This is a genomic window from Filifactor sp. (assembly GCF_057248345.1).
The window spans coordinates 1-11,402 of sequence record NZ_DBHIIC010000044.1; the positions used below are offsets into that span (position 1 = coordinate 1).

11 protein-coding genes are annotated in these 11,402 nt (G+C 35.0%); 6 read left to right on the forward strand and 5 right to left on the reverse strand.

Going from position 1 to position 11,402, the window contains the following annotated elements:
- Positions 1-383 precede the first annotated feature (383 nt).
- From ACO5GE_RS06870 to ACO5GE_RS06880, 3 genes are all read right to left on the reverse strand, one after another.
- Positions 384-1,184 carry a hypothetical protein gene (locus ACO5GE_RS06870; protein ID WP_484830180.1) on the reverse strand — a complete coding sequence of 267 codons (801 nt, stop codon included), beginning with the start codon at positions 1,182-1,184 and terminating at the stop codon, positions 384-386.
- Positions 1,178-1,885 (reverse strand): ABC transporter ATP-binding protein, encoded by a 708-nt coding sequence (locus ACO5GE_RS06875; RefSeq protein ID WP_484830181.1) that lies wholly within the window; start codon positions 1,883-1,885, stop codon positions 1,178-1,180. Before ACO5GE_RS06875 ends, ACO5GE_RS06870 begins: the two co-directional genes overlap by 7 nt.
- Before the next feature lie 62 nt (positions 1,886-1,947).
- Complete coding sequence (locus ACO5GE_RS06880; protein ID WP_484830182.1) at positions 1,948-2,313, reverse strand: GntR family transcriptional regulator; 366 nt, start codon at positions 2,311-2,313, stop codon at positions 1,948-1,950.
- 724 nt (positions 2,314-3,037) lie between these two features.
- On the opposite strand from ACO5GE_RS06880, the gene ACO5GE_RS06885 reads away from it, so the two are divergent.
- From ACO5GE_RS06885 to ACO5GE_RS06895, 3 genes are all read left to right on the forward strand, one after another.
- Positions 3,038-4,303 carry a DUF1343 domain-containing protein gene (locus ACO5GE_RS06885; protein WP_484830183.1) on the forward strand — a complete coding sequence of 422 codons (1,266 nt, stop codon included), beginning with the start codon at positions 3,038-3,040 and terminating at the stop codon, positions 4,301-4,303.
- Between the two features lie 490 nt (positions 4,304-4,793).
- Positions 4,794-5,612, forward strand: coding sequence for a lytic transglycosylase domain-containing protein (locus ACO5GE_RS06890; protein WP_484830184.1), 819 nt, complete (start codon positions 4,794-4,796; stop codon positions 5,610-5,612).
- A gap of 158 nt (positions 5,613-5,770) precedes the next feature.
- On the forward strand, positions 5,771-8,209 hold the full coding sequence (locus ACO5GE_RS06895) for a transglycosylase domain-containing protein (RefSeq protein WP_484830185.1): 2,439 nt from the start codon (positions 5,771-5,773) through the stop codon (positions 8,207-8,209).
- A 123-nt stretch (positions 8,210-8,332) separates the two neighbouring features.
- Here ACO5GE_RS06895 and ACO5GE_RS06900 read toward each other — a convergent pair whose 3' ends face one another.
- Together ACO5GE_RS06900 and ACO5GE_RS06905 are read right to left on the reverse strand one after the other, a co-directional pair.
- A complete protein-coding gene (locus ACO5GE_RS06900) occupies positions 8,333-9,106 on the reverse strand; it encodes a hypothetical protein (RefSeq protein WP_484830186.1) in 774 nt (257 codons plus the stop codon).
- Positions 9,106-9,651: an RNA polymerase sigma factor gene (locus tag ACO5GE_RS06905; protein ID WP_484830187.1), complete on the reverse strand. Its 546-nt coding sequence runs from the start codon at positions 9,649-9,651 to the stop codon at positions 9,106-9,108. The genes ACO5GE_RS06900 and ACO5GE_RS06905 overlap by 1 nt, the downstream gene beginning before the upstream one ends.
- Before the next feature lie 191 nt (positions 9,652-9,842).
- Here ACO5GE_RS06905 and ACO5GE_RS06910 point away from each other — a divergent pair, with 191 nt between their 5' ends.
- The 3 genes from ACO5GE_RS06910 to ACO5GE_RS06920 form a co-directional block, all read left to right on the forward strand.
- On the forward strand, positions 9,843-10,172 hold the full coding sequence (locus ACO5GE_RS06910; RefSeq protein ID WP_484830188.1) for a cyclic-di-AMP receptor: 330 nt from the start codon (positions 9,843-9,845) through the stop codon (positions 10,170-10,172).
- Between the two features lie 358 nt (positions 10,173-10,530).
- On the forward strand, positions 10,531-11,037 hold the full coding sequence (locus ACO5GE_RS06915; protein ID WP_484830189.1) for a DUF2004 domain-containing protein: 507 nt from the start codon (positions 10,531-10,533) through the stop codon (positions 11,035-11,037).
- A 73-nt stretch (positions 11,038-11,110) separates the two neighbouring features.
- Positions 11,111-11,402, forward strand: a 292-nt coding sequence (locus ACO5GE_RS06920; protein WP_484830190.1) for a hypothetical protein, incomplete at its 3' end; no start/stop codon positions are given.

Consider the following 11,402-nt stretch of genomic DNA (forward strand, 5'->3'; position numbering starts at 1 on the left):
CAAATGTGATTTTCTATGGAATTTTTTTAGTTCATTTTCATTTTACAATTAACCGTTTTTTATGTGTTCTCATACTTTATGCTTTTATAAAGTATGTTGGAGTATCCTATCCGAAGGGATAGAAAACAAACAGTCTGTTTAGAAACAAGCATTTTCTTTACGATATTCAAATGCTTATCTGAAATCAAAACATCTATAGATTACATTTTTGAATATTGCGATAAGAGAGATTTCGATAGATAAGCGATTTGTGATGAAAAATTTTATAAATCAATCTTATTAGAGTGTAGCAGTATTTTGTTATGAAACCGAGGTCATCTTATTTTTGTTTGAAAAGACGACCTCGGTGATAACTTTTGTATATGTGTAATATTGCTGAAAATCTAATTTAGATTTAATTTTTTTGTTAGAATGTGTTGAGTGATAAGGAAACAAGCTGCCAATCCAATGACATCAAACAGCAATTGAACTTGAAAAACATGATTAAGCGCTTGAATGGTATCAATGAAAGTTGTCGTTAAAGTAGATGACCAATTATTGGAAATCTTTATTTGAAGAACTCCGGATACATTGCTCACCACAATATAGAACACAATTGCCCAAATTGTTTTGTGTTTTGAAAATGGTGCTAAGTGGGCAACTGACATACAAGAGTATACCAAAAATAAGAAAAATAAAAACCCGAAGAAAAGATTTGCAACTACAAGAAGTATGGTAGTGACAGGAACTTCCTGTAGCAAGTGTGAAATATCATGAGCAATCTTCATTAAGTCCGCAAATCCAATCTCTGATGATAATAACACTACAAGAAAGAAACTGATTGTAGATACGATAGCACTTGCAATAAACCATACCATTGCAGAAATCCATTTAGAATGTAAAATCGTTTCAACGGAGACCGGAAGTGTCATCATTAAATATCCTTCATCTCCAAGTAAGTTTGAATTAAATCGTTTGATAATCATCATTATGGTGATGACATACAGTGCGACATAAAGAGAAACTAAAATTGCAATCAGTAGCGCAAAGAACAAATTTCCACCTACACCCGAAGTCCACTCAATCAAAATTAAATTATGAAGATAGAGTCCCAAAATAGTAGACACAGCTAAAATCAGGCCATAGATAGGAAGAAAAAGTCGGGCTACAGATTTGAGTTCATAAGAAATAAGTTTTGTTAGCATCGGAATACCTCCCTAAATAGATTGTCAATCGAAAGTCCGTTTTCGCTACGGATATCGTCTACAGAACCGGTCATGTAGATTTGACCATTGTTAATTAAAATAACATCGTCTAAAATTTTTTCAACATCTTGAATCAAATGAGTTGAAATCAAGATAGAGGAAGTTTCAGAATAGTTTTGGATAATGGTGGATAAAATGTAATCTCTTGCAGCAGGATCGACTCCGCCGATTGGCTCATCCAAGATATACAATTCTGCTTTTCGAGACATCACCAAAATAAGTTGTACTTTTTCTTTGGTTCCCTTTGACAATGTTTTCAGTTTTACATTTTCGTCAATATTTAAGTTATTCAGCATTTCTTTGGCACGATTCATATCGAAATCTTCATAGAAATCTTCGAAGAAAGAGAGGATTTGAGAAACCTTCATCCAATCGTTCAAATAAGTTCGTTCCGGTAAATAGGAAATAATTTTTTTACTTTCAATACTTGGTGGATTCCCTTTGATTAACACTTGTCCGGAATCAGGTTGCAACAAACCGTTCATCATTTTAATGGAAGTAGATTTTCCACTTCCGTTCGGTCCCAGTAGACCGATGATTCTTCCCGGTTGTATTGCGAAAGATACATTGTCTAAAGCTGTTTTATTTGAAAAATTTTTTGTCACATTGACAAATTCCAATAGATTATCATTTGTTTGCATACAATACCTCCTTATGATTTTATTAGGATAGAATTTGAGTAGACTTCTGTTTACCTAAGAATTTATTTTTGCTCATAATATTGAGAAATAAATTTTTGTAATTCTTCTTTCGAATATCCGATTGCTTGCATTGAATTGATAAACTCCGTAATCATCTCAAGTGCCATTTCTTTTCTTTTCTCTTCTATCAAAGAAATATCATTTGTGACGAATCGACCGGAAGTGCGTTGTGCGAATAGAAGTTGCTCTCTTTCTAATTCGGATACTGCTCTTTGAACTGTATTGGGATTGACTCCCGCGTTTTTTGCCAAGTCTCTTACAGAGGGGATTTTTTCGCCCGGCTTAAGAGAGCCTACTACGATTTGCTTTTTGAGTTCTGTAATCACTTGTGTATAAATGGGACTATTTGAATGAAATTCCCATGCCATAGGTACACCTCCTTCAACAGCATTGTATAATTGTATTAAATCACTACAACAATAGTATACTTTGAAATAAAACTTGTGTCAACTGATTTTATCAATTTGAAATATGTTCGTAATACAATATCATATTTAGTTTGTATCTATTCGTAACAGGTTTAAACTTAGTTTATCATCTGCGTTTTCGGTTTATACAGTTCGTTTTGTTTGTTTTGAAAAAAATGGTTGGTTCAGTATCAGTATATATAATGTAAGAAAAAATTTATATAGATGATTTAATCTTTCAAAAAATGATATGATGGTGAAGAATAAGGAAGCTATCTGAAGAGCTATATAAAGAAAATCATTTTTTGTCAGATAATGAAATAAGACAGACTGGAGCAAAAATCGGTTGTATAAAATAATACAGTTTTGATATTACAATGTAATTCTTTTGTAAATGAAAAACAGTAGTTTTAGGATATAATGAAGTTATAAAATAAAAGTCAACAGTTGGGTTTCAGTAATTTTAATACAGAACCTTTCTTGAAATGAGAGGTTCATAAACCGGCAGCGAATTTGTTGGTGTTGTTTTGAATGATAACGGAATGACAGATTTGAGAAGAAATGACCGATATGTAGTAACTTTTTCTGTTGATGTTCAAAAGAGGAACAATTTAGATTTTAGAATTTGGTGTAGAAGATAATGAAACAATCTTTATTTCAAACGGAAAATAGAAAGGTGAGTACTATGAAAAAATTTGGATGCGTCATAATGATGTGGATGGTATTGTTTACAAATATTGCATTTGCAGACTCTTCATTAACTTCTGTTTTTCAGGATTTAGATATGCTGCTTCGTTCTGAGAATACACAGATAACAAAACCGGTACAGGTTCCATCAAATCAAAAGGTCATCTTGGGAAATGAGAGATTGTTTACAGAATACCGACATTTGATTGAAGGAAAGAAAGTTGGAATAGTAACCAACCAAACAGGTGTGGATTCTAAGGGAGTTCGAACGGTAGAAAGATTATCGCAAACTTCATATACAACATTGGTTGCAGCTTACTCTCCTGAGCATGGGTTGGATGGAAAAGCAGCTGCCGGAAAGTATGTCAGTTCCTATCAAGATCGAACCCTTGGAATACCGGTATATAGTTTGTATGGAAGCACACGAGAACCTTCCCTTAAAATGTTACAGGGAATTGATGTTATGATATTTGATATGCAGGACATCGGATCCAGAACATATACTTATATGTCAACCTTAAATTATGTCATGAGGGCTTGTGCAAAATACAACATCCCTCTTATTGTACTGGATAGACCGAATCCACTTGGTGGAACCATTGTAGAAGGACACATTGCAAAAGATAAATATTTGACCTTTGTCGGAGTGGATAATTTGCCGTTGGCACACGGTATGACTTGTGGAGAGTTGGCAAACTTTTTTAATCGTAAAATTCATGCAAATATCACAGTCATTCCAATGAAGGGCTATCGTCGGTCTATGGTTTGGCAAGATACGGGACTTCCTTTTGTTATGACTTCTCCAAATATTCCTGATATTGAATCTGCATTCCTTTATATGGCGACAGGAATGGGAGAAGGAACAGGACTTGGACAAGCAAATAAATTTCATTGGGTAGGAGGTAAAAACATAGATTCTAAGGGCTTTGCACAAGAATTGAATACTTCCAATTTGCCGGGAGTGTATTTTGAGGCAAAACAGATAGGAAATCGTGGAGGAGTCAATGTAATCATTACCGACTATCGTACCTTTAATCCGGCGAAAACAGGAATGTATGCACTTGCAATTGCAAATCAACAAGCTAATCTATCAATTCCAAGACAAACAGGAAAAACAATCCCTATGTTCGAAAAACTGTTCGGCTCGGATGAAATGGGTAAAATGTTGCTACAAAAGAAAAGCGGGGAAGAAATTGTTCAGAGTTATCAACAGGAATTGAATCAATTTAAGTTAGAAAGAAAACAATATTTATTGTATCAATAGGTATTGAAATAGAACTTGCAATAAAAAAGAGGATAGTAACATATCCTCTTTTTTTGAGAACAATAAAGAATGGTCTGTCAAGTTGTGCAAACTTGTTTCTTTATAAATATATGATTTTTTGAAACGATTTAAAAGAAGGATAAGAGGATTCTGTAAAAACGGAAAAATATACAGTTGTTGTATGCGAGCGAAAAACACCATTTTAATAAAAAGTGAGAATAAAAAATATTGAAAAATCAAGATAAAGAGCAATATTTTTCATAAAAAACCGTCAAATAAAACATTTATTATTCTGTAAATTCATGCAATTATATTTTTTAGAGGAAGTTTTTTTTACATTTTTTCCACATTATAATCAATCAATCTAATTCAAATACATTCACTGTTCAAAATGTAACTTTTTTGTAACTAGTTTTTATGGTTTGGCTTGAAATATAAAAATCTATTGGCTATAATCAAAAAAAATTATTTACGAAAAGGAGTAATAGCTATGAAGAAATATTCACTGATTATCTTTTGTCTCATTGTTTTTTCAATGTTTCAAGTAGCTTGGGCAGAAGATAATGTCATGGAAGAGGCTTCGACTTTAGCAAACAAAGAGACTGTTACAGAAGTAGAAAACAAAACAGAAGACAAAGTAGAAAATAAAGCAGAAGACAAAGTAGTAAACAACGTAGAGAATAAGACAGAAAATAAGGTAGAAGACAAAGTAGAGTTTACAAATGAAAAGTTACCACTAGATTTTTATGAATCTAAAACATTCGTTGAAACAGAAATTACAGAACAGACTGCTCAAGAAGTTACAGACAATGCAGAAACTGTATCTAAGAAGGCAGAAAGCAAAAAAACAGTAGCAACAAAGAAAGTTGTAGTGAACAACAAAGCGTATCTTAGATTTATTGCAAAGAAGAATCCAGGATTAAGTGCGCAACAACGAGAGTTGATTGTAGCATCTGTAGAAAAAGCTGCGAAGAAATACAATGTAAGAAGTAGTTTGATTATGGCTGTTATGTGGAAAGAAAGTACTTATCAACCATACACAAAGACAGGTCCATGTCATGGATTGATGCAATTACATCAAGCATATTGTGGATTGAGCAGAAGTGAGATTTATGATATTGAAAAGAATATCATTTATGGAACAAGAGAATTGGCATACGATCTTAAAAAATATGGTGGAAACGAAGTAATTGCTTTGACAGCTTACAATGTAGGTGTTGGAAATGTTGCTCGTGGAAATTACAGAACAGCCTATGCAAAAAATGTTCTTGCGAAAGAGCAAACTATTATCGCAGCTGTAAGAAAATAACTGTGACATAGGGAAACGTTCCAAAAAATAGTATAGATACGAAATCATGAAGGAATAAAAAAACATTACCTCATTATTACAGTATGATGAGATAATGTTTTTTTTATTTACGAGAATCTAAAGTGTGATATAATAGTTTCATGTAAAGGGGGGTATTAATGTCAAATTATTCATCAGAAAAGCCTGTCAAAAAAAGAAAAAGAAAACTTAAGGTATTCAACTTGATTTTTACAGTATTGTTTACCGGGATATTATTGTGTACAGCTATCGGGATTTTTACTGTATTATATGTGATTAATACATCTACAGAAATAGATCCGGCAAATATACACGATATGTTGAACGACAGTACCTTTGTATATGATTACTCGGGACGTTTGCTTGAAAAAGTATCTAACCAAAAGGGGTATCGTGAAATTATTTCTTTGGATGAAATTCCAAATGATATGAAAAATGCCATTGTAGCAATAGAGGATGAACGCTTTTATGAGCATAAGGGGTTGGATTTGAAACGTATCGGAGGAGCGATGCTTCATAATATTACAACAAGAAGCTTAGGACAGGGAGCATCTACGATTACGATGCAATTATCAAAAAACCTGTATACCACTTCCGAAAAATCATTTAAGAGAAAAATTCAAGATGCATATTATGCGATAGAAATTGAGAAACAATTGGGGAAAGACGATATTTTGCTTGCGTATTTAAATGTAGCGGATTTCAGTAGAAATACAAAAGGAATCCAGGCAGCTGCTCGTACGTTCTTCAACAAAAATGTATCTGACTTGACATTGGGAGAATGTGCAATGCTTGCCGGAGTGCCAAGACGTCCGACATACTATTCGCCGTACTCTATAGAAGAGATAGAGCAGGGAGATGATATTGCCAAACTACAATTGTTAACGATTTTAAATACCAACGATAAGTATGTTCCGACAGAACAGGAGTTATCATACTATCACCAAGCATACGGACTTGGAAAAATTGATCGGTTTATGTTGGTTCAATTAAAACAAGGTGATTATTATCTGCGTAAGGCAGTGTTGAATCCTAATGCAAAAAAAAGACAAAGTGTTGTATTGAAAAAAATGTTAGAGCTTGGATATATCACAGAGGAACAAAAAAATGCAGCAGAAGCAGAAAATATTCAGATTAAAATTGGAAAACGAAAAGAACAAGGAATTTCCAGTTATTTTACTGATATTTTAAAGGATGAGGTCATTCGTGCACTTGTAGAAGATGGATTTACTCAAGAAGAAGCTGAACAAAAATTTACCCAAGGTGGTCTTCGTATCTACTCTACTTTAAATTTGGATGTGCAACGAAAATTAGAGAAGGTTGTCAACAATCCTGAAAATTATCCAAGATCCTATATAGATTCTGAGGGAATTATTCAACCTCAAGTTTCTATGGTAATTATGAAACAAGGGACCGGAGAAGTTCGAGCTTTGGTTGGTGGAAGAGGGATTGGTGGTGCATCTATTTACAATCGTGCAATCAATCCTCGACAACCGGGATCTGCAATTAAACCGATAGCAGTTTATGCTCCTGCGCTTGAAAATGGAATGACTGCCGCAACAATTTTTAACGATTCTCCACGTTACGACAAAACATTGAAAAAAATGTGGCCGAAGAACTCTACAGGATACATGGGAAGAACTACGCTACGTAATTTATTGATACGTTCTTCCAATGTCGGTGCAGTAGAAGTGGCTTCTAATATAATTCCGGGAAGTAAACAAGCATCCATTCGTGAAATGGTTGAAAGTTTGGAAGATTTTGGAGTTACAACGGTTGTAACAAGAGATCAAGATCCAAAACGAAATGATGAGAACCTGTCTCTTGCTTTAGGTGGAATGACTTATGGAATTAGTCCATTGGAGCTTACTGCAGCTTATTCTGCAATTTCTAATGCAGGAGTCTATACCAAACCGGTTTTCTTTACAAGAATAGAAGATTCACGAGGAAACATCATTTTAGAGAGCAAGGCGAAAACAAGAAATGTAATGAGCGCGTCAAATGCATACATTCTTCAGAATATGCTATATGGAGTAGTTAATAGCAGACAACCGAGAGGAACAGGATTGGCTGCAAGATTGAGTAATATGACCACTGCAGGTAAGACCGGAACAACTTCTGATAAAAAGGATGTGTGGTTTGTAGGAATGACACCGTATTATACTGCAGGATTGTGGATTGGTTCAGATAAACCGAGAGAACTGCCTGACAGCAGTCCTATGGCGGCAAGATTGTGGAAGAAAGTGATGGATGACGTTCATGAAGGATTAGAGGACAAACCGTTTGATAAACCAAGTAATGTTGTTTCAGCACAAGTATCACACACATCCGGATTGCTATCAAATCAAGGCTATGAGGAGTTTTTCAAGGAAGGGACGGAACCGTCTTCTTATTCGTCCGAGAATCAAGAAGAAGAATTATCGCCTGAGGATCAGGATTTGACCGGATTGTCTACGGAAGAGGCACCTCCTGTGGAGAACAACAATCAGACAAAAACTCCATCAAAACCCCAAGTAGACGGAGGGACGAAAAAGACATTGCCGGAACCGTCTGAGAATACCGAAAATTCATTATTTTGATTAGAATAGATAGGGAAGAAAATAATATGATTAAGGAATAATATACCGGTCGAAAAAAAGACGCTTACGTACAAAATAAATAGTGCGCAAGTGTCTTTTTTTGTAGTTTGTGACATCAAATTTTTATTTTTCTATGGTTTCTTTTGCCATGTCTAAAAGTTCATCGGCGTCAACTTCTCCATGTCCTGTATATAACAAAGAATAGGACAGATTATCTTTTTGCCATGTGAGCAATGTGGAATGATTTTCTTCAATGGTGTCACTGCCGAACGCAAGGTTTAGCAATCCTTGTTCTTGCAATTTGATTTCTTCTTCTGTCGGTTCATAGTTCGGCGGAACAAATTTGTTTTCTATTTCATAGATATTGATTTGGATTCCATTTACTATTTCCGTTTTGTCCGCCTCCGATGGTTCTTCTTGTTTCCACTGTGGTTGGATCGTCAATGAAATACCGTTTCTATTTTGATTTTTGTCAATATAACCAAGGTCTATCATAGGGACTGTTTCAATGGGAGTGTTGTTGTCATCCACTTGACTCGTATCTCCTCGATAGTAAGAATCGAAAGTGTATCCGTTGGAGAAATTCTCAACAAGTGTCGGAACACTTCCTAATTCTTTTTGCAATTCTTGTTCAGTCGGCAGTTGATGCGACATAAAATGAGAGGAACCAAAATATCCTGTAACTTTTCCGATGGCAAATCCTGTTAACCCAAGTAGTAAGAAGCAACAGACAGTTGCAATACCGATTCGTTTTTTTGATGTTGTTTTCATCGCCACTTTCCTTTCTTGTTGCAGTTTTTGTTGGACACCTTCATAGATGAGGTGCGGTTCTTTGTCCTTTGTAATCTCTTGCAGAGTTTGTACCAGTAAGTTATCAAAAGAGTTTTCTTTTTTCATCATCTTTCCTCCTTTTTTAAAATGGATTCTAAGATTAGTCTTAGCTTTTTGCGTGCAAGGAAGAGTCTGGATTGTACTGTTCCTTGCATACTTCCGGTTGCTTGAGCAATTTCCTTGACACTCATTCCCTCGTAGTAGTACAGCACAATTGCAGTTCGTTGATGATAAGGGAGTGTGCGAAGTGCCTGTTGAATTTGTTGACGAACTTCTTTTTGAAGAATATCCTGTTCTGCATCTTCCGGAGAAGATATGGTTTGAAAAACAGTCTCCTCTTTACAAAGAGGCAGTTGCTTTTTGGATAATTCCCAAGCTGTTCTTGTCAAAATTCGATAAAACCAAGAAGAAAAATGAGAAGGGTTCTTTAATTGATCTCGATTGAGATATACCTTCAAGAATGTTTCTTGCACGATATCATTTGCAAGAAAATCATCTTGTACAATGAGTACGGCGATACGAAAAGCTTTTTGTTGATAGCATTCAACCAGTTGCTGAAATGCATTTTCATCGCCTTTTCGGAATTTTGTTATGATATCATTGGATTCCACGGGAACCTCCTTTCTTTGCATGCTGTCTATAAGAGGGAATTTCTATCTGTTTGGTTTAAAAAGATTCGTTATTTTTTGAAAAATATGATAAAATGGAACTATAAACAAGTCAATAGAATTGTTTATCAGAAAATGTTTTTGGACAGGTTATTTCTAAAGACAGATAGAGACAAGAAAGAGAGGGTACAGTTATGAAATTGATTGTTGCGATTATAAATAAGGATGATACCGGACATTTGTCAAAAGATTTGATAAAGAACGGATTTTTCATTACCACATTGAATACAACAGGTGGTTTTTTGAGAAGTGAAAACCATACGGCTTTAATTGGGGTAGATGATGAAAAAGTTTCTGAAGTGTTAGAGATTATAGAAAGAAATTGCCAAACAAGAAAGAGCATTATCCCGGGAACAATGGCAGATTTTTATCCGATGGCAGGTCATATCTCTGTACCGTTGGAAGTGACTGTCGGAGGAGCGACTGTTTTTGTATTGGATGTTGCTCAATTTGAAAAAATTTAGGGAAAAATAGTGTTTTTGTTGCTGAAAGAGCATCCTTTTGGTAAACTATAACAGTCTTGAAGGTCTGTGGTTGAAAGTCCAAGCCAGACGCAGGCGAAAGGATCCACGTAAGCCGACCAAAAATGGTTACGGTGAGCATAGTGCGTCCTAGAAGTAAGACCTGCCGATTATAATCGAGAGGGGTAGTAGTGCGACAAACTCAAGCGAACCTCCCAGCAGGCGAGTGTGGGGGAAAAGACCAGGTCAGCTTCAAGATATGTAGGAACAGCTCGGAATCATTGGATGATATCCGAGTTTTTTGTGTATAACTTCAGTTTTGAGTATACGGACGATATGAGATAAAAGTTAGGAGACTGGGATGTATTTAAAGAGTAATCATTATCCAAGGATTGAATATGAAAAAGGGGAAGAAATTTTTTTGGCACCGGAGGAATTTGGTGGTTCTTTTTACTTTGATGTTGAAGAAGAATTAACTGTCAATGATGAAGCGATGAATATTGTAGCTTCTACGATAGATGAAGTGGATGTCTTAGTAGAAGTAGCAAAAGATTTTTTGAAAAAGGTACTGTCGGATGAAGAAAATGAATACTATGGTACTGTTGCTTATTTTATGGAATTTCATAGAGATGAAATGGATTCGGATACGATATTGGAACTGTTTCCTTCGAGTGATGTCGATATGTTGACCTTCACAGAAATGGTGGATTCTCTACAAATGATACGATTTGGAAGTATCGTTGATACTAAAACAAATCAGCAAGCTTTTATTATGGATTTAAGTTTCAATCCGGAATTAACAGATGAACTGATGGTTGTTTATTTTAATTTAGAAAAACAGGCATTTTATGTCACACATGAAAGCTAAGGGAGAGAAAAACCGGAGAACAGTTATTCATCGTATTTTTTAAAAAGACTGAACACGAAAGAAGGAGTTTGAAATGAGTAATCAGATGAATTTTGAACTGCCTAAGTTGTATGATAAGTTTTTATCAGAACTGGGAGAGACAGGAGAATTTGTCATAGAAAATAGCGGGATTATGTTATATGCAAAGGCAGATTTGGTGGAAAGAAATACGACCTATGAGATAGAAGAATGGGAGCCGGATTTTTTTATGATAGGACAGGAAGGCGACTTGGCTTTCTTTATCAAAAAAGATTCTGATGATACCGTTTATATGAATGACTTAGGTGCTTTGGGTTCAATTGAAATGAATCCCGTAGCGTCAGATG

What these genes read in the sequence shown, in the direction of transcription:
- ACO5GE_RS06870 (WP_484830180.1), bottom strand. Translation starts at nt 1,184, where the DNA reads ATGCTAACAAAACTTATTTCTTATGAACTCAAATCTGTAGCCCGACTT.
- ACO5GE_RS06900 (WP_484830186.1), bottom strand. Translation starts at nt 9,106, where the DNA reads ATGAAAAAAGAAAACTCTTTTGATAACTTACTGGTACAAACTCTGCAA.
- ACO5GE_RS06890 (WP_484830184.1), top strand. Translation starts at nt 4,794, where the DNA reads ATGAAGAAATATTCACTGATTATCTTTTGTCTCATTGTTTTTTCAATG.
- ACO5GE_RS06910 (WP_484830188.1), top strand. Translation starts at nt 9,843, where the DNA reads ATGAAATTGATTGTTGCGATTATAAATAAGGATGATACCGGACATTTG.
- ACO5GE_RS06885 (WP_484830183.1), top strand. Translation starts at nt 3,038, where the DNA reads ATGAAAAAATTTGGATGCGTCATAATGATGTGGATGGTATTGTTTACA.
- ACO5GE_RS06880 (WP_484830182.1), bottom strand. Translation starts at nt 2,313, where the DNA reads ATGGCATGGGAATTTCATTCAAATAGTCCCATTTATACACAAGTGATT.
- ACO5GE_RS06875 (WP_484830181.1), bottom strand. Translation starts at nt 1,885, where the DNA reads ATGCAAACAAATGATAATCTATTGGAATTTGTCAATGTGACAAAAAAT.
- ACO5GE_RS06915 (WP_484830189.1), top strand. Translation starts at nt 10,531, where the DNA reads ATGTATTTAAAGAGTAATCATTATCCAAGGATTGAATATGAAAAAGGG.
- ACO5GE_RS06895 (WP_484830185.1), top strand. Translation starts at nt 5,771, where the DNA reads ATGTCAAATTATTCATCAGAAAAGCCTGTCAAAAAAAGAAAAAGAAAA.